The following is a 21,134-nucleotide window of genomic DNA, read 5'->3' as shown; positions in this document are numbered from 1 at the left end:
CGCACACATGACTGCCGGTGACACATACCGATTTCGTCCAAATACCTCCCTGAGTCGGAACCAGCGATACCCCTAGGGCGTGCCAATGATCATCTTCTGACGCAGTTCACGGCGTGCGCGCTGGGTGTCCGGGTCGGGCACCGGCACTGCCGCCAGCAAGCGCTTGGTGTAATCCTGCTCGGGGTTTCGCAGCACCACTTCGCGTTGTCCCTGCTCCACGATCCGGCCGTGCTGCATGACCACGATGCGGTCCGCGAGCCGGTCGATCACGGCAAGGTCGTGAGTCACGAACAAGCACGCGAAGCCCATTTCGGCCTGCAGTTCCTCGAACAGGTCCAGCACGGTGGCCTGCACGGAAACGTCCAGTGCGGACGTCGGCTCGTCCGCCACCAGCAGCTTGGGCTTGAGCGACAGCGCGCGAGCGATACCCACGCGTTGCTTCTGGCCACCCGAGAGTTCGTGCGGGTAACGGTTGCGATAGTTGCGCGGCAGACGGACCTGGTCCAGCAACTCTTCGATCCGACGCTGCAGCTCCTGTCCCTTGGCCATACCCGCCAGGAACATGGGCTCACCAATGGACTCACCGATCGGCAAGCGCGGATTCAGCGATGAGGACGGGTCCTGGAACACCATGCCCACGTCCTTGCGAACGGTGTTCAGTTCGCGTCGCTTCGCACCGTTGAGCTCGTGACCGTCCACGATCAGGGAGCCTTCTACGACCGGCAACAGTCCCACGGCGGCGCGACCGATGGTTGTCTTGCCCGAACCGGACTCACCCACCAGGCCGAGCACCTCGCCCGCTGCCACGGTCAGGCTCACGTCCTCCACCGCGCGGAACGCGGGATTGCGCCCCTGCTTGGGGTACTCGATGGCCACGTTCTTCAGCTGCAACACGGGCTCGGTCACTCGCAGCGCAGCAGTGTCGTCGCTGGGTTCTTGGTGGCGCGGAGTGCGCCTGGCATCACTGGGCAGTGTCGGACGCTCAGTGGCAGTCGCTGCCGTGGAACCCTCAGTCCCCTCGTCCTGCGGCGAGGTTCCCGTTGCCTCGGCTGCGGGGCCATCCTCCGAGGGTTGCGAATCGCCTTGCGCGGTCGACGACGCCGCTGCGTCACCTTGCCGATCTGAGGTCCCCTGAATTGCCGCGACCATGTCCACGGAATCGGCCTCGCTGCCACCGCCTTCTCCCAGGTGCGGCACCGACTCGAGCAGAGTCCTGGTGTAGGGATGCTCGGGGTTCGAGAAAATCTGCGCCGAGGTGCCCTGCTCCACGATGCGGCCCTTCTTCATCACCGCAATCCGGTCCGCGAGGTCCGCAACCACACCCATGTCGTGGGTGATCAGGATGACCGCAGAATCCAGCTTGTCCTTGAGATTGCGGATCAGGTCCAGAATCTCGGCCTGCACGGTGACGTCCAGGGCGGTGGTGGGCTCATCCGCGATCAGCAGCTTGGGATCACACGACAGTGACTGCGCGATCATGGCGCGCTGACGTTGGCCGCCGGAGAGTTGGTGGGGATAAGAGCGGAAGGCCTTCTCGGGATCGGGCAGCTCCACCATGGTGAGCATTTCTCGAGCACGGTCCGCGGCATCGGACGGAGACATGTCACGATGCAGACGGATGGTCTCCACGATCTGCTGGCCCACGGTGTACACCGGGTTCAGCGCGGTCATGGGTTCCTGGAAGATCACCGCGATCTCCTCACCGCGCACGCGCCGCAGGGCGGCACCCTGCAGGCCGATGAGTTCCTGTCCAGCCAACTTGGCCGAGCCACTGACTCGGGCGTTGGAAGGCAACAGACCCAGGATGGACATGGAGCTCGCCGACTTGCCCGAACCCGATTCGCCCACGATGGCCAGCACCTCACCGGCGGCCACGTGGTAGTTCATGTCGATCGCAGCCGGAACCCATTCCTTGTCCACACCGAAGTCAACCGACAGCCCGTCCACGACCAAGACCGATTCGCCGCGGGCCACGCGGTTACCCGTGCGCGTCCCCGCGGACGAGCTGCCTTCGGCGCCCTCGTGATTCTCTTTGGTCCGACTCACCTTTCGGTTGGATCGAAGCCGCCGCTCGCGGCGGCTCTGTGGCTGAGCGGCGGCGTCGTCCTGCCAGGGCGCGGAACCGGAAGCTTGTGCGTTAGGCGTGTTGTCCGAACCCGTGGGTCCCGGGGTGCCCTCCGGCTGACCGGGGGCTGAGTGCGAGGTGCTCATCGTGTGTGCTCCATCGTGTCTGAGACGTGGTGTGCGTGGGTTGCGAGGTGCGGATGCTTAGCATGGGGGCCATGCCCCACGAGCCGAACTCCACCGCAGAATCTCCGCGCGTATATCGCGCCACGTCCGCCGCTTGGCTCACCGGATTCTTGGTGGTCCTGGGTGTGGTCGTGGCGATTACTGGCTGGGGCCGGGAGCCGTGGCTCACGGTGGCCGGTCTGTGCAGCGGTGCGGCCCTGGCTGGTCTGGGGTACAGCCTGTATTGGCGCCCTCGCATGGAAATCCGCGGTCACGGTGTACGGATCATCAATCCGCTGCGCACCGTGGACATTCCGTGGGCGCAGATCATCGACGTGCGCACGCGCTTCACAGTCACCGTGATCGCCGAGGCCGGATCCTACTCGTGCTTCGCGTTGCCCGCCGCGGGGCCCGGGTCCGCTCTGCGTTCGGGGACCCAGGGAGTCACGCAGGCCCATCCGCTCGCTCGAACGGACGGTGCCGTGCGCACCGGCGACCTGGCCGGAACTCGTTCTGGCGCGGCCGCCAATGACATCCGCACCGTATGGCAGCGCAAGATCGACACCGGCGAGTTGGACGTTTTCACCCTCGACGACACTTCCGTTGAACCGATGAACGTGCGTTACGTTCCCGGCCCCCTGGCGGTCACGCTGCTGCTTGCCGCCGTGGGCATCACCCTGTTCGCCACAGTGTGACGCCCACGTACGATTCGGTGTGAGCCAACTCACTGGGTAGCTCGCTTCACGGCGCTGCGCATCCCGGCGTTGGTTCCGGCATCCACGTCACCACGATCATTACGGTGCTCGCCGCGTTCCCGAGCCTTCTTGGGGTTGAACTTCTTCTGGCGCGGGTCGAAGGCATCACGCAAACCGTCACCAATGAAATTGATGGTCAGGGCGATGGTCACGATGAACAGACCGGGCCACCAGAACAGCCAGGGGCGGGTGGCAAAGGCCGTCTGATTCTCATTGATCAACCGACCCAGGGACCAGTCCGGCGGCTGAATACCGAGACCCAAGTAGGACAGCGCGGTTTCCAGCAGGATGGCCGAGGACATCAACAGCGTGATGTTCACGGTGATCACGCCCACGGTGTTGGGCAGGATGTGCTTGAAGATGATGCGGCCGCTCGAAGCACCCGCCAACCGAGCCGCGTCCACGAATTCACGTTCGCGCAGGGACAGGAACTCACCGCGAACCAAACGGGCCAGCGGCGGCCATGATGCCAAACCGATCAACAGACCCAGGGCGATGACCGTGGCCACGGTGGGCAGACCTGCTGAGCGGACGTAGGAGATCGCCAGGCGCCCCAACAGTGCCGCCAGGATCACCAGCGGGATGATGATGATCACGTCTGTGAGACGCATCAGGATCGCTTCGGTCCAGCCACGGAAGTAACCGGCCAGACCGCCGATCACAGTGCCCAGAAGGCCCGCCATGAGACCCACCACGACCATCACGATCAGGGAGTACTGCGTTCCCTGCATGGTCATCGCGAAGAGGTCACGCCCCAGGTTGTCCTGGCCAAAGGGGTGATCCCCCAGGCTCGGCGGCAGGAGCGAGAGTGTGGGCCTGCCGCCGTCCACTACGGCTCCGGTGGCGTCCGGATCCCACTTCCACCAGCCCGGGATGGGACCGATGCCGATGGAGGTGATGGAGAGGAGGACGATGAAGACCAGAACGATCATCGAGACGACCGCGCCGGTATTGCCGAAGAACCGTTGGCGGACCAACTGACTTTGGCTCTTGCCCTGGACCTCATGGCGAGGATCGCCGGCGGGATCCAAGTTCCTGGCCTCGTCGACTTCGATTTGCTGTGGCTGACTCATGCTTTCACCCTCACGCGCGGGTCGAGAACGGAGTACACGAGGTCAGCGACGAGGTTGAACACCATCGCCACGATGCCCGTGACCAGGAAGACACCCATGACCGGGTTTGGATCGACGTTGCGTACCGCTTGGACGAACATTTGTCCCATGCCAGTGAAGGCAAACACGGACTCCGTGATGATCGCGCCGCCGATGAGCGCGCCGATGTCGTAAGCCACCAGCGTGGCCAATGGGATGAGCGCATTGCGGAAAGCGTGGCGCATGACCACCGTGCGCTCGGACAGACCCTTGGCGCGAGCGGTACGCACGTAGTCCTGGCCCATGATCTCGAGCATCGAGGCTCGGGAGTACCGCGAGTAGGACGCCAGGGCCAGCAGCGTCAGTGCGATGGTGGGCAGCAACAGGTGCGTGAACCGGTCGATTCCGGTGATCCACAGGTCCCCGGTCAGACCGGGGGTTGCTGCACTGGCGGTGGCAATCGGACGTCCGCGGATGTGCCCCGATTCCAGATAGTCCGGCCAGGACTGCATGAAACGGTCCAGAATGATCAACAGCGCCACGAAGAAACCGGTCACGCCGGCCACTCGCATGCCCTGACCGCGGTCGTAGCCACCGGCCAAGTAACCGATGAGGACGCCCACCGCGATCATGAGCACGCACAATACGAGCAGCGTGAGCAGGCCCGCACCCTCGAACAGCCCCTGTACCGGGAAGTACGCGATCAGTCCGACCACAACCGTGGCAATCCCCGCGTACAACGCTCGCTTGTTCCGCAGCCCGGCGATCAAAATGGTGGCGATCACGGCGACCAAAACCCCGGTCAAGCCGATCAGCGGAATGCCTAAGAAGGGCGCCGTGAGCCAGTTGGTGGCCAACACGAAGTACACAATGGCCGAAGTCACTACGAAGCCCAGGACACCCATGAGGAGCCTGGTACGGGTCTTACCGAACGAGACCAGGTACCAGATGATCCCGGCGATCACTCCGATCGCGAGGATCGAGGCCACGGATAACACTGGGTCTTGTAAGAAGTCATTGAACGATATGGCCACGATTTCCTTGAGCAACACCGCAAGCCAGAAGCTCGGCAGGGAGAAGCACAAGAACGTGAAGAAGGTGATGCCGTAGTCCAGGCCCGAGTACTGACGCAGCGCGGACACAATACCGAGCGTCACGCCGAAGACGATGGCCAGAATGGTTCCAGCGGTCACCAGGAGAATCGTCTGGCCCATTGCGAAGGCGAGCATGTCGGTGACTTCCATGCCTTCGCGACTCACGCCCAGGGTGCACGTGTCCGTGAACGGGACGAGGCAACCGAGCGCACCTCCCAGCCACGTGAAGTACCGCAGGATGGGCGGTTGATCGAGGTTCAGGGCCTCAATTCTGGCGGGGATCAACTGGGGTCCGTTGGGGTGACCGTAGAGGTCCCACAGGGGGTCGCCGGAGGCCGCAGTCATCATGTAAACGATGAACGATGCCCCGAACAGGATCAGGACGGCTGTGATGAGCCGTCGAAAAATATAAGAGATCATAGGTGGCTGCCTTGAGGGGGTGAAAGGGCACAGCATGTTGCGACACCACGTTCTTCGTAGGGGTGTCGCAACACGCCGTGCTCGCTAGTCGAGTGGCTCCATGACGTGAGCTAACACGCCTTACTGGCGGTTCCACTCCCAGACGTTCCAGAACACGCCGTCCTGGTTGGGCTGGTACTCGCTCACTCCGCCGATCTGATCGGAGACTCCGAAGAAGCCCGGGGACTGGAACAGCGGCAGCCCGTAGCCGTCTTCGAAGGTGTGGCGGTCGATCTCGACCATCTGGTCGTCGCGGGAGTCCTTGTCCAGGTTGGAACGGGCCTCGTCCACGAGCTTGTCCACCTCTTCGTTGGAGTACTCGTTGTAGTTGCCGCCGCCGCCGGTCTTGAAGATCTGGGACAGAGCTTCGGTACCGACACCCGGGGAGACCCAGCCGAACAAGGATGCATCGTAGTCACCGTCGGCGAGCTTCTCGGACCAGTTGGGATCACCCAAGTCCTCGACCTTGAAGCCAGCCTGTTCAGCAGATTCCTTGATCAGCTGGAAGGTGTCCACACGCTGCGGGTTCTCGTTGTTGTAAAGGATGCGCACGGTGGGCGTCTTGCCGTCGAGCAATTCCTTGGCGGCATCGATGTCCGGCTCGCCGTAGAGCTCCTCCGCCTGGTTCTCGCCAGTGGTCTTCTCGTACTCTTCCTGGCTGGTAACCCACAGCTGAGAGTTCAGCACAGAGGCGTCTTCATTGACCGGCTTGACCAGCTGATCAACGATCTGCTGACGGGGGATGGTCTTCAGGAACGCCTCGCGGGTGTTCTCATCCCCGAAGGTGTCCGAACCGAAGTTCAGGTCCAGGTGGTCGTAAGCCAACTGCCCGCCATCGACGACCTCCACGTTGTCCAACTCGGTCACCTGGTCGATGGTGTCCTTGTTGACATTGCCCGGGGCCATGATGTCCACTTCACCGTTGCGCAGTGCCTGGATCTGAGCCGTGGCGTCACCGATGGTGCGAATGGTGATCTCGTCCAGGTTGCCCTCGTGGTCACCGGCGTAGTTCTCGTTCTTCTCCAGGGTCACGGAGTTGTTCTCCACGATGTCGCGGATCTGGTAAGGACCGTTGGACAGCAACAAGCTCTCGTCCTCGGGCATGTCGGAGAAGGCGAATGCCTCGCCCCAGGCGGTGCCAATTTCTTCGAGTTCCGGGCGTTCCTGCGGGCTCTCGGGGTCACCCGCGGGAGCGTCCTCAAGGGTGGACAGCAGCTCGTCCTCGGACATACCGGCCTGCTCGGCCACCACGTGGGCAGGATGCAGATACAAATCGTCGAAGGCGATTTCCCAGTCAGCCTGGGGCTCGTCATAGGTCAGCGTGAAGGACTTGCCGTCCTCGGAGAACTCGGGCTTGTCCGTGTGCCCCAGGATGTCGGTGGAACCAGCGATCGAGAAGTATGTGGTGCCGGTTTCGGCCTCTGCGTCCTCGTCGTCGTAGAAACCGGAACCGGTGGCCCACCACAGCATGATGTCGGCCTTGTCGATGGCGTTGCCGTCGGACCACTGGGGATCATTCAGGGTGTATTCGACGGTCAGGGGATCTTCGGAGGTCTGCTCGTAGGAGCCGAATCCTTCGTTGGGCTGGATCTCCTGCGCAGGGTTCACGTAGATGAAACCCTCGCGGGTGGCGTTACCGATTTTGCCGTTGATATCGAGGTTCGTTGCCGGGGTACCGCTGTTGACCGCGGTGAACGCGTTGGTTTCGGCTACGGTGACCACGCCGCCGGACTCACCGCCGCCATTGTCACCGCCTCCGCCGTTCTCGTCGCCGCCGCCAACGCTCGCGCATCCGGACAAAGCCAACGCGGCAATCGCGGCAACAGAAACGGCTGCCTTGCCCTTGAAAGTGTAATTTCCCATGACGGTATCTCTCCTGGTGTGGTGTCACGATCGGTGGGGCACCACGGTGTGCTTCCACCCGTGAGTTGGATGAGTTGTGCGTGAGGTGTGTTTCATCTCACAGTGAGACATAGGTTACCGGTCATTGATCATGAACACGCGCCTCAGTTGTCCGTGTCCGACAAATACTCGTCATTTGTTACTCATTGGTCACAATCTCGAAACACGTCACTCGCGATTGAGACGAAATCCGTTCTGACCACCGCACCTGCCGCTCTTGACTCATCCTGTGACTACGCTTGGCACAAGAAGAACAGCTACCGGAGGAACCGTTATGACACAGCACCCGCAAGACCCCGTACAGCCCCGCCGCGACCCCTCGGAACCTGGAGAAACCTTCGACTCGCGCGCACAGCAAGCGGACGGGCACAGCACAGAACGTGACCGTGCGGCGTCGTCGTCGGTGGAAACGGCCCGGGGCGGCGGCCGCGACCACAGCGCCGCGCCCGCGACCGACCCCACTTTGGACGAACCCACCAAGCGCGGTGTCTCTGGAATTGTGTGGGCCGCGCTGATCCTGGGCGTGATCATCCTGATCCTGCTCCTGATCTTCATCATCCAGAACAACGTGTCCACTCGATTCGAATACATGGCCTGGCAGTTCAGCCTTCCTCTGGGAGTGGCCATGTTGCTCTCGGCCGTCGCGGGCGCACTGGTCATGGCGCTTGTGGGGTCGGTACGCATGTTCAAACTGAGCCACCGCGTCCGCAAACTCGAGAATGAACGCGCACGCATCAAGGAAACCCTCAACCGGTAACCGCTATGACGCCCCCGGCCCACACCATCGCCCAGGACGGCTGAGTCATGACCACCGTGGCCATCTACCTGGTGGTGGTCATGGGGCTGGGGGCATTCGCACACCTGATTCGGCTGCCGCCCTTGTTGGGGTTCCTGGCGGCCGGTTTTCTGCTCAACGGAATGGGCATCGAGCGGTTGGACGAGCTGGAACTGCTCTCCGAGCTCGGTGTCACACTTCTTCTGTTCGGAATCGGGCTCAAACTCGATCTGCGGACCCTACTGGGCAAAGAGGTGTGGGCCGCCGGCACCATTCATATGGCGGTCAGCGCCGTGGGCGGGGCCGCAGTCCTGTGGCTCATGATGCTGGCGGGCCTGGAACTGGCCGGTGAAACCGCTGGAACGGTCCTGCTCGTAGCTTTTGCGTTGTCCTTCTCCTCTACGGTGCTGGTCGTCAAGATCCTGGACGAGCGCGGCGAGTCCAACTCCTTGTACGGGCGGGTGGCCGTTGGCATCCTGGTCCTGCAAGACATTGCCGCGGTCCTGTACCTCACCATTTCCAGCGGCCACCTCCCCTCCCCCTGGGCGCTTCTCGTGCTGGCGCTGCTGTGGCCGGTGACCAGGCTCGCCCGATTGCTGTGGTCCCGACTGGGGCATGGTGAGCTACTGGCTCTCTTCGGCGTGGTCATGGCCTTGGTCCCCGGGTGGTGGGCGTTCACTGCCACCGGGCTCAAGGGCGATCTGGGTGCCCTGCTGGTCGGGGTGCTCCTGGCATCCCACCCCCTGGCGCGGGACCTTGCCAAATCGATCCTCACGGTCAAAGACCTGTTGCTGGTCGGGTTCTTCGTGAGCATCGGCTTCTACGGCCTACCCAGCATGGAAATGCTGATCATGGCAGTCATCCTGTGCCTGCTGATACCCATGCAATCCGCGGCCATGGCCGCCGTGCTCACGCTCTGTGGGCTACGACGCCGCACGGCAGTCCGCGGGGCCCTCGCGCTGGCCAATTACTCCGAGTTCGCCCTCATCGTGGGTTCAACCGCGGTGGTGACGGGTCACCTCGACGACGATTGGCTGGTCATGCTCGCGTGCGCTGTGGCGCTGAGCTTTGTGGTGTCCACCGTGCTCAACCGGCGTGGAAGCCTGATCACCAGCGCACTGCTGCGCGCCGTGCCCGAGGCACCCGAGGACAAGCTGCATCCCGAGGACCGCCCACTGGACCTGACCCGAGCGGACGTGCTAGTCATGGGTATGGGCAGGGTCGGCACGGCCACCTATGACGAGTTCACGGTGACCACCTCGCACAAGGTGGTGGGCCTCGAGATCGACCCCGTCAGGGCACACCACTTGTGGGAGCAGGGCTATGACGTCGAAAACGCGGACGCCACGGACGCGGACGTGTGGGACCGAATCTCTGCAACCGGCCACGTCAAGGTGGCCGTGCTCGCCATGCCGTTCCACGATGCCAACGTGGCCGCGCTGCGCGAACTGCACAGTTCTGATTTCTCCGGCCGCGTGGCTGCGGTGGCGCAGTACGAGGATCAGGTGGCTGAGCTGGAGAAGCTGGGCGTTGACACCGTGATCAATCTGTATTCGGGTGCAGGCCTGGCTCTCGCGATCGAGGCGCAGGAGGACCTGGAGCACCCAGAGGACTGAAGCCCGGTGAGATCGACCCGCGCGATGTCGCGGGCTATCCACGAATGAAACTCAACGGGTGTGGTGCCCGCCACGGGGTAGGCTGGAGGGCAGTCCAGTGACCGTCAAACCAAGGAGTCATTGCCCCATGCCCAAGATCATCTACACCAAGACGGATGAAGCGCCCCTGCTGGCCACCTATTCCTTCAAGCCCGTGGTCGAGGCCTTCGCTTCCACCGCCGGTGTCGAGGTCGAAACCCGGGACATTTCCCTGGCCGGCCGCATTGCCGCGCAGTTCCCGGATCGCCTGACCGAAGAGCAGCGCGTGGCCGATGCCCTCACCGAGCTGGGCGAGCTGGCCAAGACCCCGGAAGCCAACATCGTGAAGCTTCCCAACATTTCCGCGTCCATCCCGCAGCTCAAGGCGGCCATTGCCGAGCTCCAGGCCGCCGGTTACGACATCCCGGATTACCCGGAAGAAGCCGTGACGGACGAGGACAAGGACATCCGCGCCCGCTACGACAAGGTGAAGGGTTCCGCCGTGAACCCGGTGCTGCGCGAAGGTAACTCGGACCGCCGTGCTCCCAAGGCCGTGAAGAACTACGCCAAGAAGCACCCGCACTCCATGGGTGATTGGTCCGCTGACTCCAAGACCAACGTGGCCACCATGGGTGAGAACGACTTCCGTTCCAACGAGCAGTCCGTGGTCATGCCCGCTGACGACACCCTGAAGATTCAGCTGGTCACCGACCAGGGCACCGAGGTGCTCAAGGAATCCGTGCCCGTGCTCAAGGGAGAAGTGGTCGACTCTACTTTCATGAGCGCCGCTGCTTTGGACGAGTTCCTCAAGGCCCAGGTGGCCCGCGCCAAGGAAGAGGACGTGCTGTTCTCGACCCACCTCAAGGCCACCATGATGAAGGTCTCGGACCCCATCATCTTCGGCCACGTGGTCAAGGCGTTCTTCCCCGAGGTCTTCGCACAGTACGGTGATCAGCTGGCTCAGGCCGGCTTGTCCCCCAACGACGGTTTGGGCGGCATCCTGTCCGGCCTGTCCAACGTGGCTGATGGCGACAAGATCAAGGCCGCCATCGAAGAGGGCATCAATAACGGCCCCGAACTGGCTTACGTGAACTCGGACAAGGGCATCACCAACCTGCACGTGCCTTCTGACGTGATCGTGGACGCTTCCATGCCCGCCATGATCCGCACCTCCGGCAAGATGTGGGGCCGCGAGGGCCAGCAGGAGGACACCCTGGCGGTGCTGCCGGATTCCTCCTACGCCGGTGTGTACCAGGCCGTGATCGAGGACTGCCGCGCCAACGGCGCCTACGATCCCACCACCATGGGCACCGTTCCCAACGTTGGCCTCATGGCGCAGAAGGCCGAGGAGTACGGCTCGCACGACAAGACCTTCGAGATCGAGAAGGCCGGCACCGTGCAGGTCGTCAACCAGGCCGGCGATGTGCTGATGTCCCACGAGGTTCAGCCCGGTGACATCTGGCGCGCTTGCCAGGCCAAGGACGCACCCATCAAGGACTGGGTCCAGCTCGCCGTTCGCCGTTCACGCGAATCCGGCATGCCGGCCGTGTTCTGGTTGGACGAGACTCGCGCCCACGACCGCAACCTCATCGAGAAGGTCAACCAGTACCTGGCCGACGAGGCCACCGACGGTCTGGACATTCGCATCCTCTCCCCCGTGGACGCCACCACGTTCACGATCGAGCGCATCCGCCGCGGCGAGGACACCATCTCCGTGACCGGCAACGTGCTGCGTGACTACCTCACCGACCTGTTCCCCATCCTGGAACTGGGCACCTCCGCCAAGATGCTGTCCATCGTTCCGCTGATGAACGGCGGCGGCCTGTTCGAGACCGGTGCCGGTGGTTCCGCCCCCAAGCACGTGCAACAGCTCGTGGAAGAAAACCACTTGCGTTGGGATTCCTTGGGTGAGTTCCTGGCCCTGGCCGCATCCTTCGAGCACCTGGCCACTCGTTACGACAACCCCAAGGCCCAGGTCCTGGCGGACACGCTGGACCGCGCCACGGGCACGTTCCTCAACGAGAACAAGTCCCCGTCCCGCAAGGCCGGCGAGCTCGACAACCGCGGCTCGCACTTCTACCTCGCGCTCTTCTGGGCCGAGGAACTGGCCAAGCAGACCGAGGACGCCGAGTTGGCCAAGGCTTTCGAGAAGGTCGCCTCGGAGCTGCGCTCCAACGAGGACACCATCGTGAAGGAGCTGCTCGAGGTTCAGGGTTCCCCGGCCGACATCGGCGGCTACTACTGGCCCAGCGACGAGAAGGCCTCCAACGTGATGCGCCCCTCGGCCACGCTCAACAAGATCGTGGATTCGCTCAGCGCCTGATCGCGTAGCGCGTTTCCAGATCGACGACGCCGCCGCGTCGCCTCTTCGGGGGCGGTGCGGCGGCGTCATTCTCGCCGTGGTTCACCACGTCGAGGAACCGGGCACGAAAAAAGGGCGGGACCGAAAGGCCCCGCCCCTTAGAGGTGGCTGCTTAGGACAAGACGTCCTCAGCGGCGTCGTAATCGGGCTCATCGGTGATTTCGTCAACGAGCTGGGTGTAGACCACCTCACCGTTTTCGTTGAGAACCACGACGGCGCGAGCCAGCAGGCCTTCGAGCGGGCCGTCGGTCTGAACCAGGCCGTAGTCCTCGCCGAAGCTGGAACGGAATGCGGAACCGGTGGTGACGTTCTCAATGCCCTCGGCGCTGCAGAAGCGATCGTGAGCGAATGGAAGGTCCTTGGACACGCACACCACTGCGGTGTTGTCGAGTGCTGCCGCGCGCTTGTTGAACTCACGCACGGACTGGGCGCACACGCCGGTGTCCAACGACGGGAAGATGTTGAGGACCACGCGCTTGCCAGAGAAATCCTGGGAAGTCACGGGGCTGAGATCGGAACCCACCAGGTCAAAGGTGGGTGCGGTGGTGCCCACGTCGGGCAGTTCGCCGGAGGTGTGGACGGTGTTTCCCTGAAATGCGGTAGTTGCCATGTCTTCATTGTGCTGTGCGCCACGCGTCATGTCAGCATCTGTCGCCATCTTTAGCCGTGCGCTGAACTTCCCGCTGCTAGTGTCATAGGTCACTGAACACCCGCGAAACCGGCGTCACCCCGCGCCTCAGGAGGATCCATGAGTCCAGCACCCGTCAACGTTGCCGTCACCGGAGCCGCAGGTCAGATCTGCTACAGCTTGTTGTTCCGAATCTCTCAAGGTGACCTGTTCGGACCGGATCAGCCCGTTCGATTGCAGTTGCTGGAGATTCCCCAGGCACTGGGTGCCCTGGACGGCGTGGTCATGGAGCTCATGGACTGCGCGTTCCCCTTGCTGGCCGATGTGCAGACCGGTGACGATCCCGAGAAGGTCTTCGACGGCGCCAACCTCGCGTTGCTCGTGGGTGCCCGTCCGCGCACCAAGGGAATGGAGCGCGGCGACCTGCTGGAGGCCAACGGTGCCATCTTCACCGCTCAGGGGGCTGCGTTGAACAAAGTGGCCGCAGACGACATCCGGGTGGTGATCACGGGAAACCCCGCCAACACCAACGCCTTGATTGCTCAGCAGAACGCCCCGGACATCCCCGCCGACCGCTTCAGTGCGCTCACCCGGCTGGACCACAACCGAGCTAAGTCCCTGTTGTCCAAGCAGACCGGGGCGCCCGTGACCGACATCAAGCGCATGACCATTTGGGGCAACCACTCCGCCACGCAGTACCCGGACCTGAGCCACACCACGGTGGCCGGCAAGCCCGCACTGGATCTGGTGGATCACTCGTGGGTCGAGGAAGAGTACATTCCACGGGTTGCCAAGCGCGGTGCGGAAATCCTGGCGGCGCGCGGCACCTCATCCGCAGCCTCTGCCGCCGGGGCCACGGTGGACCACGCCCGCGATCTGTTCCGCGGCACCCCCGAGGGTGATTGGACGTCGATGGCGGTCGTGTCGGATGGTTCCTATGGCGTTCCGGAGGGGCTCGTCAGCTCATTCCCGGTGACCACGTCCAACGGTGACTGGTCGATCGTGGAAGACCTGGATGTTTCGGCGTTCTCTCGCTCGCGCATCGACGCGTCCGTGGCCGAGCTCGAGTCGGAACGTACTGCGGTCAAGGAACTAAGACTGATCTAAGCTTCCGGCCCTACGTGAGCGGCCTGATGTGAGGAAACCGCAGGCACGCAGTCTGAGGGGAGGATTGTGCAGAAATCGTGGCGATTTTCTGCACAATCCTCCCCTCACGCTTGGCCCCGGTCCGTCTGCTCAGCGGCCGAGCGCTTCGTGGAACATTTCTTCGGCGTCGTTGGAGAAGGGCACGAAGATGACGGTTTCCACCGACGTGTCCGCTTCTTGCACCGTTCGCACGGCGATCTCCGTGGCGTTGTCCATCGGCCACCCGTAGATCCCGGCCGAGATGGCGGGGAACGCCACGGACTTCGCACCAATCTCGTCCGCCACGCGCAATGACTCCCGGTAGCACGAGGCCAGGGTGTCGCTCCGGTCGGTTTTCTTGGCGAAGACGGGTCCTACGGTGTGGATGACCCACTTCGCAGGAAGGTTATAGCCCTCCGTGGCCACGGCCTGGCCCGACGGGAGGCCGTCCTTGAGAGTGGTTTCGCGCAACCGTTTGCACTCTTCCAACAGCTGCTTGCCGGCCGCTCGGTGGATGGCACCGTCCACTCCTCCGCCACCGAGTAGCGATGAGTTGGCGGCGTTGACGATGGCGTCTGCTTGAACCTTGGTGATGTCACCTTTGACAATCTGAACGTCCATGACTTCACCCTACGCCGCAGAATAGTAAACGTCAGGGGCTGAATCCCTGGCCGCGGAGCGTCCACGTGCCTAGGCTGAGAGCATGGCTGATCTTCCGATTTTCGACGATTCCCAGGTCCAGAACGTGCTGTGCGTGGTCGCGCACCCGGATGACATGGAGTACGGCGGTTCCGCCGCAGCGGCCCGCTGGGTGGAGCGCGGAGCGAGCGTCTCCTATCTGTTGCTGACCGCGGGTGAGGCGGGTATCCGAGACCAGGATCCGAGCGATGTCGGCCCTTTGAGAGCTCAGGAACAGCGGGACGCCTGTGCAGCCGTGGGTGTCGAAAACCTCACGATCCTGGATCTACCGGACGGCATGCTCGAATCCGGATTGGACATCCGCAAACGCATTGCCCGGGAGATCCGGAAGATCAAGCCGGATACCGTGGTCACCATCAATTGGGACGTGATGGCCGCGTGGGGCCTCAATCAGGCGGACCACAGGGTGGCCGGGCTAGCTACGCTGGACGCCATCCGTGACGCGGACAATCCGTGGGTCTTCCGTGAGCTCATGGACGAAGAAAACCTGGAACCCTGGGGCGTCACCCGTCTGATCGTCAGCGGCGTGGAGCCCGATTACGCGATCGAGCTTTCCGAGGCCAATATCAACGCCGCGGTGGAATCACTGCGCTGCCACAAGCAGTACCTCTCGGCGCTGGGCAGCCACCCGGATCCCCAGGAGATGATCACGGGCATGACCTCGGAAGCCGGTCAGTCCGCCGGTGTGGATCACGCCCTGGGCATCAAGCTGTACAAAATGCGCTGATCCCCGGTCCGGCAGTCGGGACCCTCGAGGTCACGGCTCTTCGTCGGTCATGGCCGCCACGTACATCCACCGGCCGGCACGCTTGCGGAACAGGGACACCTCGTGCTGGCTGTCCCCTCGTCCCGCCGCGATATAGCGCGCCGTGAATTCGACGACGCCGCTCTCATCCTTCGCTTGCCCCGCCTCCGTCTCGTGGATGGTCAGGCCCAACCACTCCGTGCTCGGATCCGCGGAGACCTCCGACGGGCGGGTCGACGGGTGCCAGGTCCGGAACAGGTGGTCCTGGTTGCCCAGCGCGAAGGCCGTGTACCGCGAGCGCATCAAAGCCTCGGCCGTCTCGGGCCAGCGCTGATTGCTCAGTGCCGGTTCGCAGCACTTTTCATAGGACGCACCGGCGGGAATTCCGCCGCAGGGGCACACACTCATTCCTCGGAGTTTACCGTCAGCACCGGGCACCCCGGTCGACCCTGGCCGACCACCACCAGCGTTACGGATGGTCCGGCTCATCGGACTCCGCAGCGTTGTCGGACAACCCTGATCCGTACGTCTCCCCCGCCGCGAGTGCGAGGGCTTGATCGAGCATGGGCTCGGTCAGCCGCCCGGTGAACGTGTTCTGCTGGCTCACGTGATAGCAACCGACGAGCCGAACGGGCTGACCGTCCGGTCGCAGCAGCTCAGCGACGGCCCCGTGGCCGAACTTGGGTCGCGGTTTGGGCACCTCCCAGCCCATCCGCACGGCAGCGGCCAACGTGGTCTGCCATGCAATGCCACCCAGCGCCATGATCCCCTCAACATCGGGCAAGAGGGTAAATTCGCGGTCGAACCATCCGCTGCACGCCGCTTTCTCCGCGGGTAGCGGTTTATTGGCCGGTGGAGCGCAGCGGACGGGTGCGATCATGCGAACGCCACGCAGACGTTGCCCATCTCCCGCGGTGGTCACCGTTTCGTGAGCCGCAAAACCGGCCCGATACAGCGCCGCATAGAGCCAATCGCCCGCACGGTCGCCCGTGAACATGCGCCCGGTCCGGTTTCCACCGTTGGCCGCGGGCGCCAGGCCCACGATGACCAGCCTTGCGTTCGGGTCCCCATAGGACGGCACCGGTCGGCCCCAGTACGGCTCACCCGCGAACGAAGCACGCTTGTGCTCGGCCACGCTCTCCCGCCACTCGACCAACCGCTCGCACGCCCGGCACACGCTGCACAGAGCGTTGAGTTCGCCGACGCCGCTCGTGCCGTCCGCGAGCGCCCGCACCGCAGCGGCGTCGTGCCCGACGGGTGTGTCCGGCGAGGCGGGGTCCTCGGGCCAGCCCGCGCCCGGAGGAACGGGCGACGGGAACGACTGGCCCGTGAGGGGGTGCGGCAGGAGCGGTGTGTCCGATTCGGGGGTTGCCATGACTGAGTCCTCTTCGCGTGTTGAACCGAACAGTGATTGCGGAGGTTCACCCGAGACCCTAGCGTGGTGTCCACCCCGTCCCCTGGCTCAGGAGAAATCGTGAATCGCATCGTAGAACTGTCCGACGGCACTCAACTGACCGCGATCGGACAGGGAGCGTGGAACATTGGCGACTCTACCGCTACCCGCGAGGCCGAAATCAGCACGCTACGCCGGGGTGTGGAGCTGGGCCTCACGCTGATCGACACGGCGGAGATGTACGGCAGCGGGCGCTCCGAAAAACTCGTGGGTGAGGCAATCGCGCCGATCCGCGATGACGTGTACCTGGTGGACAAGGTGCTGCCGTCCAATGCATCGGCCAAGGGAACCGAGGAGGCCTGCGAGCGCAGCCTACGACACCTGGGACTCGACCACATCGACCTGTATTTGCTGCACTGGCCGGGCTCATATCCGGTGGAGGAAACGCTCATGGCCTTCGAACGGCTCGTGGACCGCGGGTTGATCGGCGACTGGGGCGTGTCCAACGTTGATCTGGCGGAGTTGGAGAGCTACCCGGAGAACCCGCTGGTCAACCAGGTGCTCTACAATCCCTCGAGCCGGGGTCCGGAACTCGACCTGTTCCCCGCCATGAAGCAGCGGGAGATCGTAGCCATGGCGTACTCCCCGGTGGGACAGGGTGAGCTGCTCGGCGATTCTTCGCTTCAAGACATTGCCGAGAAGCACGATTCGACCGTCGCGCAGCTGCTTCTGGCGTGGGCCATCCGGGACGGCAACACAATCGCGATTCCCAAGGCGTCCACGGTGGAGCATGTGGAGGACAATGCCCGTGCGCTCGAGCTGCAACTGAGCACGGAGGACCTCCGCGCCATCGATGTGGCTTTCCCCGCTCCGGATCAGCCGGGACCGCTGGAGCTGATCTGATCCGATCTGAACAAGACCGGACCGCTGGAGCTGATCTGATCCGAACAGGACCGGGCTGCTGAGTGGATGGCCAAGTAGTACCGGTCTGAGGTCCGGTCAGCACCAAGCGCGAGGCTCGCGGTTACTCAGACGCTTTCGCCCAAACGACGTCGCAGCTGCTTGCGCCAGCGATCCGGAAATTCGGGGGCCTCGAGCAGCTCGCGCATGGCCGCCAGGTCTCCGCGCTCCACGTTCATGATGCGGCTTACGAACGCCGAGGACACCGCGTCCGACAGCCGGGACACGAACTCAAAGCGGTCCCCGACCTGGACATCGCCTACTTCGAGCACGCGCAGGTAGTAACCGCAGCGGTTGGTGCTCATCATGAGCTTGGGTAGGTCCGGGTTGGACCATTTCTTGGAGATCGTGCCGCAGGGTTGGCGCGGTTGGGTGACTTGAACGACCGCACTGCCCACCCGGTACACGTCGCCCAGGAACACCTTGTCCTCGGTGGCGCCGCGGATGGTGAGGTTCTCGAAGAACGCGCCATCGGGCAGCTCGAGCCCTTCAGCCCGCCACGCGTCGTAATGCTCGGCCGGGTAGCAACACACGGCCTTCTCGGTTCCACCGTGATGTTTTAGGTTCCCCTGCTCATCCCCCACGAAACCCGTGGCGGTCAAGTGAACCGGGCCAGCGTGCGGCGTCTTGACTGCGGCCGTCCTGAGCGCGCGCGATGACCCCCAGTTGCGAGACTTCACCTCGCCAGTGCGAAGCAGGGTAATCGAGGCGTCCGTCACCTTCGGCTCGTCCACGGTCGCTTGGTCCTGACTCATGCTTTGGCTCCATCCCACACCGGGTTTCCGTGCTCGTCCAGGCGCAATCCCTCGCTGGGTTCGTGCACCGTGAATTTTCCGTTGTGCATCAGATGTACCACGCGCACGCTGTGCTTCGCGGTGGCCACATCCGAGATGATGCGCCTGTGACAACGCCACCACACGGACTCCGAACACATCACGGCCGTACGTTTATCGTCCAGCCCTCCCAGAAGGTCGGCCATCCCGGCTCGGAATTCCTCGCTGCGGGTCCACGCGGCATAGGCGCGGAAGGCCTTGACGCGCCACCATTGGTCCGGTGATTGCTGGTCCTCGGCTTTGGAGAGCGAGCGGCGACCGCCCAGGCGTTCATCCCACACATATTCGATACCCAGCTCGTGGGCGAGCTCTTCAATCTGCCCGCGCGCGGCGGCGTCGTTGCGGCGACTGCCCGGGAACCGGCGCACGTCCACGATTCGTTCGATGTGCGCGCCCTGCAGCAAGCGGGCCAACTCGTCGCGGTCCGCGGTGCCGTGGCCGAAGGTCATGAGGGTCGTGGGCTGAGCCATGCCCTCCAGGGTACGAGGCTCCGTGCGGGGAGTCTCCGAAGGCAGGAGGCGCCCGGGGGCAAAGCTCCCGAACGCACGGATCCTCGTGAGAACCGATACGTGTTAGGCCGCGACCGGCACGCAGTCCGGGCAGTGATCGCGCGCCCCCGATTCGGTGCAGGACTCGCAGCACAGGAACAACTGACGGCACGTCTGTTCGGCGCAGTTGACATAGCGGGGCGTGGGCTCACCGCATTCGGCGCACGTGCCCAGGGACTGCGCGCCGGGCTCGAATTCCATGTGCATCCGCTTGTCGAACACGTAGAGCGAACCGTCCCACAGGCCCTTGTTCCCGTAGGCCTCGCCGTAACGCACAATCCCGCCGTCCAATTGGTAGACGTCCTGGAAACCGCGGTTCTTCATGAGCACGCTGAGCACTTCGCAGCGGATCCCGCCGGTGCAGTAGGTGACCACGGGCTTGTCCTTGAAAGAGTCGTACTTGCCCGATTCGATCTCGTCGATGAAATCACGGGTGGTATCCGTCTCCGGGACCAGCGCGTCCCTGAACTTGCCGATCTGGGCTTCCAAGGCGTTGCGGCCGTCGAAAAACACGACCTCGTCACCGTGCTGGTCCATGAGTTCGTGCAACTGGTGCGGCTTCAGATGGGTGCCGCCACCCTGCACGCCATCCTCAGTCACGGTGATCGGATCGGGAGCGTGGAAGGTCACCAATTCCGGCCGCACCTTGACGCTCAACCGTGGAAAGTCGTCCCCCACCCCGTCAGACCATTTGATGTCCGCGTCCTTGAACGGTGCGTACTCCTTGAGGCCCTTCACGTAGCGCTTGACGTCATGGATGTCCCCGCCCACGGTCGCGTTGATCCCCTGCTCGGAGACGATGATGCGCCCCTTCACGTTGCTGCGTTCGGCGAGGTTCTGTTGCCACAGCTTGATGGCATCAGGATCGGCCAGCGGGGTGAAGACATAGAACAGCACAATTTTCGGCAGGGACATACCCACCAGTTTAAGTGAATCCGGGACCGCCCACGCGCGGTGGGCGGCCCCGGGGAGGTGAGCTTGGCGACGTCGTCGATGCCGACCACGGGACGACGCCGCCAGCTCGGCTTAGGAAATCTCGTACCCCGTCACGGGGCCTTCAGTATTCGGCTGCCAACCGAGCTCGGGGGCGACGTACTTCGCGAAGTTCTCCAGGATCCGCAGGTTCAGCTCGGGGCCCAGCTGGCTGGGAATCGTGAGCATCAGAGTGTCGGACTCCATCACGGCCTGATCCTGCTTCAGCTGCTCCACCAAGGTGTCCGGCGAATCCGCGTAGGTGCGCCCAAAGACGGAGGTAAACCCATCGATCACTCCCACCTGGTCACGCGATTCCCGGGCACCCATGTAAGAGAAGATCTCGTCCTCGGGACCCACGATCGGGAACACGCTGCGGCTGACGGAGGTGCGCGGCGTACGAGTATGACCAGCAGCGCGGAAGGCTTCGCGATAGCGGCGCAACTGTTCGGCCTGCTGCTCCGCAAAGGAACCCTCGTTGGCCTCGGTGAGCAGCGTGGAACTCATGAGGTTCACGCCCCGCTCCCCCGCCCACTCGGCCGTCTTGGCCGAACCTGCACCCCACCAGATCCGCTCGGCCAGACCGGGTGACTGAGGCTCGATGGCCAGCTTGGCACCGGCACCGTACTGAACGGGATCCGCGTAGGTCATGGGCTCGCCCTTGATGGCGCGCATGAACTTCTCGAAGTGCTCGCGTGCGATATCCGCACCGCGAGGATCCTCGGAGCCGGTATAACCGAACGACTCCCAGCCGCGCAGGGCCGGTTCGGGGGATCCCCGGCTCACGCCGAGGGCCACGCGGCCATCCGCGATGAGGTCCAGCTGAGCGGCCTCTTCCGCGAAGTACAACGGGTTCTCGTAGGGCATGTCCTGGTTATAACTCTGGCGTTCCACGCTGCCGACCGTCGCCTCGCTCCTGTTGCTCTCCCC

At 63.7% G+C, this 21,134-nt stretch carries 19 protein-coding genes; 7 read left to right on the top strand and 12 right to left on the bottom strand.

The features are described 5' to 3' along the window. Positions 1–72: 72 nt before the first annotated feature. A complete protein-coding gene (locus ABD283_RS06240) occupies positions 73–2,211 on the bottom strand; it encodes an ABC transporter ATP-binding protein (RefSeq protein WP_344224117.1) in 2,139 nt (712 codons plus the stop codon). A gap of 71 nt (positions 2,212–2,282) precedes the next feature. Here ABD283_RS06240 and ABD283_RS06235 point away from each other — a divergent pair, with 71 nt between their 5' ends. Then, positions 2,283–2,924 carry a PH domain-containing protein gene (locus ABD283_RS06235; protein WP_344224116.1) on the top strand — a complete coding sequence of 214 codons (642 nt, stop codon included), beginning with the start codon at positions 2,283–2,285 and terminating at the stop codon, positions 2,922–2,924. Positions 2,925–2,953: 29 nt separating this feature from the next. Here ABD283_RS06235 and ABD283_RS06230 read toward each other — a convergent pair whose 3' ends face one another. From ABD283_RS06230 to ABD283_RS06220, 3 genes are all read right to left on the bottom strand, one after another. Then, positions 2,954–4,057, bottom strand: a complete 1,104-nt coding sequence (locus ABD283_RS06230; RefSeq protein ID WP_344224114.1) for an ABC transporter permease — start codon at positions 4,055–4,057, stop codon at positions 2,954–2,956. Further along, positions 4,054–5,589, bottom strand: coding sequence for an ABC transporter permease (locus tag ABD283_RS06225; protein WP_344224113.1), 1,536 nt, complete (start codon positions 5,587–5,589; stop codon positions 4,054–4,056). Before ABD283_RS06225 ends, ABD283_RS06230 begins: the two co-directional genes overlap by 4 nt. Positions 5,590–5,709: 120 nt before the next feature. Next, entirely contained in the window at positions 5,710–7,491 is a 1,782-nt protein-coding gene (locus ABD283_RS06220) for an ABC transporter family substrate-binding protein (RefSeq protein ID WP_344224112.1), read from the bottom strand. A gap of 313 nt (positions 7,492–7,804) precedes the next feature. Here ABD283_RS06220 and ABD283_RS06215 point away from each other — a divergent pair, with 313 nt between their 5' ends. The 3 genes from ABD283_RS06215 (at position 7,805) to ABD283_RS06205 (ending at position 12,262) form a co-directional block, all read left to right on the top strand. Then, on the top strand, positions 7,805–8,287 hold the full coding sequence (locus ABD283_RS06215; RefSeq protein WP_344224111.1) for a LapA family protein: 483 nt from the start codon (positions 7,805–7,807) through the stop codon (positions 8,285–8,287). Between the two features lie 47 nt (positions 8,288–8,334). Then, positions 8,335–9,921: a cation:proton antiporter domain-containing protein gene (locus ABD283_RS06210; RefSeq protein WP_344224110.1), complete on the top strand. Its 1,587-nt coding sequence runs from the start codon at positions 8,335–8,337 to the stop codon at positions 9,919–9,921. Positions 9,922–10,048: 127 nt separating this feature from the next. Further along, entirely contained in the window at positions 10,049–12,262 is a 2,214-nt protein-coding gene (locus ABD283_RS06205) for an NADP-dependent isocitrate dehydrogenase (RefSeq protein ID WP_344224108.1), read from the top strand. 151 nt (positions 12,263–12,413) lie between these two features. On the opposite strand, the gene tpx is transcribed toward ABD283_RS06205, so the two are convergent. Further along, positions 12,414–12,911 (bottom strand): thiol peroxidase, encoded by a 498-nt coding sequence (gene tpx / locus ABD283_RS06200; RefSeq protein ID WP_095797481.1) that lies wholly within the window; start codon positions 12,909–12,911, stop codon positions 12,414–12,416. A gap of 138 nt (positions 12,912–13,049) precedes the next feature. On the opposite strand from tpx, the gene ABD283_RS06195 reads away from it, so the two are divergent. Next, a complete protein-coding gene (locus ABD283_RS06195) occupies positions 13,050–14,036 on the top strand; it encodes a malate dehydrogenase (RefSeq protein ID WP_344224106.1) in 987 nt (328 codons plus the stop codon). A gap of 129 nt (positions 14,037–14,165) precedes the next feature. On the opposite strand, the gene ABD283_RS06190 is transcribed toward ABD283_RS06195, so the two are convergent. Continuing rightward, entirely contained in the window at positions 14,166–14,675 is a 510-nt protein-coding gene (locus ABD283_RS06190) for an O-acetyl-ADP-ribose deacetylase (protein ID WP_129700007.1), read from the bottom strand. An 82-nt stretch (positions 14,676–14,757) separates the two neighbouring features. Here ABD283_RS06190 and ABD283_RS06185 point away from each other — a divergent pair, with 82 nt between their 5' ends. Beyond that, on the top strand, positions 14,758–15,480 hold the full coding sequence (locus tag ABD283_RS06185) for a PIG-L deacetylase family protein (protein WP_095797484.1): 723 nt from the start codon (positions 14,758–14,760) through the stop codon (positions 15,478–15,480). A 30-nt stretch (positions 15,481–15,510) separates the two neighbouring features. On the opposite strand, the gene ABD283_RS06180 is transcribed toward ABD283_RS06185, so the two are convergent. Both ABD283_RS06180 and ABD283_RS06175 read right to left on the bottom strand, forming a co-directional pair. Beyond that, positions 15,511–15,906 carry a YchJ family protein gene (locus ABD283_RS06180; RefSeq protein ID WP_344224105.1) on the bottom strand — a complete coding sequence of 132 codons (396 nt, stop codon included), beginning with the start codon at positions 15,904–15,906 and terminating at the stop codon, positions 15,511–15,513. A 61-nt stretch (positions 15,907–15,967) separates the two neighbouring features. Further along, complete coding sequence (locus ABD283_RS06175; protein WP_095797486.1) at positions 15,968–16,873, bottom strand: uracil-DNA glycosylase; 906 nt, start codon at positions 16,871–16,873, stop codon at positions 15,968–15,970. 99 nt (positions 16,874–16,972) lie between these two features. Here ABD283_RS06175 and ABD283_RS06170 point away from each other — a divergent pair, with 99 nt between their 5' ends. Further along, complete coding sequence (locus tag ABD283_RS06170) at positions 16,973–17,794, top strand: aldo/keto reductase (protein ID WP_095797487.1); 822 nt, start codon at positions 16,973–16,975, stop codon at positions 17,792–17,794. A 125-nt stretch (positions 17,795–17,919) separates the two neighbouring features. On the opposite strand, the gene ABD283_RS06165 is transcribed toward ABD283_RS06170, so the two are convergent. The 4 genes from ABD283_RS06165 to ABD283_RS06150 all read right to left on the bottom strand — a co-directional run bounded on the left by ABD283_RS06165 (position 17,920) and on the right by ABD283_RS06150 (position 21,071). Then, entirely contained in the window at positions 17,920–18,606 is a 687-nt protein-coding gene (locus ABD283_RS06165) for an MOSC domain-containing protein (protein ID WP_344224104.1), read from the bottom strand. Further along, entirely contained in the window at positions 18,603–19,154 is a 552-nt protein-coding gene (locus tag ABD283_RS06160) for a DUF488 domain-containing protein (protein ID WP_095797489.1), read from the bottom strand. The genes ABD283_RS06165 and ABD283_RS06160 overlap by 4 nt, the downstream gene beginning before the upstream one ends. A gap of 102 nt (positions 19,155–19,256) precedes the next feature. Continuing rightward, positions 19,257–20,147, bottom strand: coding sequence for an oxygen-dependent tRNA uridine(34) hydroxylase TrhO (gene trhO, locus ABD283_RS06155; protein WP_095797490.1), 891 nt, complete (start codon positions 20,145–20,147; stop codon positions 19,257–19,259). A gap of 111 nt (positions 20,148–20,258) precedes the next feature. Further along, complete coding sequence (locus ABD283_RS06150) at positions 20,259–21,071, bottom strand: LLM class flavin-dependent oxidoreductase (RefSeq protein WP_425552809.1); 813 nt, start codon at positions 21,069–21,071, stop codon at positions 20,259–20,261. Between the last annotated feature and the right edge of the window lie 63 nt (positions 21,072–21,134).

The organism is Kocuria atrinae, assembly GCF_039531425.1.
In the GTDB taxonomy this organism is placed as follows: Bacteria; Actinomycetota; Actinomycetes; order Actinomycetales; family Micrococcaceae; genus Kocuria; species Kocuria atrinae.
Note: the sequence above shows the minus strand (reverse complement) of the source record. Positions and strands in the feature narration are given on the sequence as shown.

Coding starts and splice junctions, on each gene's coding strand:
- ABD283_RS06175 (WP_095797486.1), bottom strand. CDS start 16,873: ATGGCAACCCCCGAATCGGACACACCGCTCCTGCCGCACCCCCTCACG.
- ABD283_RS06180 (WP_344224105.1), bottom strand. CDS start 15,906: ATGAGTGTGTGCCCCTGCGGCGGAATTCCCGCCGGTGCGTCCTATGAA.
- ABD283_RS06160 (WP_095797489.1), bottom strand. CDS start 19,154: ATGGCTCAGCCCACGACCCTCATGACCTTCGGCCACGGCACCGCGGAC.
- ABD283_RS06165 (WP_344224104.1), bottom strand. CDS start 18,606: ATGAGTCAGGACCAAGCGACCGTGGACGAGCCGAAGGTGACGGACGCC.
- ABD283_RS06150 (WP_425552809.1), bottom strand. CDS start 21,071: ATGCCCTACGAGAACCCGTTGTACTTCGCGGAAGAGGCCGCTCAGCTG.
- ABD283_RS06185 (WP_095797484.1), top strand. CDS start 14,758: ATGGCTGATCTTCCGATTTTCGACGATTCCCAGGTCCAGAACGTGCTG.
- ABD283_RS06235 (WP_344224116.1), top strand. CDS start 2,283: ATGCCCCACGAGCCGAACTCCACCGCAGAATCTCCGCGCGTATATCGC.
- ABD283_RS06195 (WP_344224106.1), top strand. CDS start 13,050: ATGAGTCCAGCACCCGTCAACGTTGCCGTCACCGGAGCCGCAGGTCAG.
- ABD283_RS06240 (WP_344224117.1), bottom strand. CDS start 2,211: ATGAGCACCTCGCACTCAGCCCCCGGTCAGCCGGAGGGCACCCCGGGA.
- ABD283_RS06225 (WP_344224113.1), bottom strand. CDS start 5,589: ATGATCTCTTATATTTTTCGACGGCTCATCACAGCCGTCCTGATCCTG.
- ABD283_RS06220 (WP_344224112.1), bottom strand. CDS start 7,491: ATGGGAAATTACACTTTCAAGGGCAAGGCAGCCGTTTCTGTTGCCGCG.
- ABD283_RS06230 (WP_344224114.1), bottom strand. CDS start 4,057: ATGAGTCAGCCACAGCAAATCGAAGTCGACGAGGCCAGGAACTTGGAT.
- trhO (WP_095797490.1), bottom strand. CDS start 20,147: ATGTCCCTGCCGAAAATTGTGCTGTTCTATGTCTTCACCCCGCTGGCC.
- ABD283_RS06205 (WP_344224108.1), top strand. CDS start 10,049: ATGCCCAAGATCATCTACACCAAGACGGATGAAGCGCCCCTGCTGGCC.
- ABD283_RS06210 (WP_344224110.1), top strand. CDS start 8,335: ATGACCACCGTGGCCATCTACCTGGTGGTGGTCATGGGGCTGGGGGCA.
- tpx (WP_095797481.1), bottom strand. CDS start 12,911: ATGGCAACTACCGCATTTCAGGGAAACACCGTCCACACCTCCGGCGAA.
- ABD283_RS06190 (WP_129700007.1), bottom strand. CDS start 14,675: ATGGACGTTCAGATTGTCAAAGGTGACATCACCAAGGTTCAAGCAGAC.
- ABD283_RS06215 (WP_344224111.1), top strand. CDS start 7,805: ATGACACAGCACCCGCAAGACCCCGTACAGCCCCGCCGCGACCCCTCG.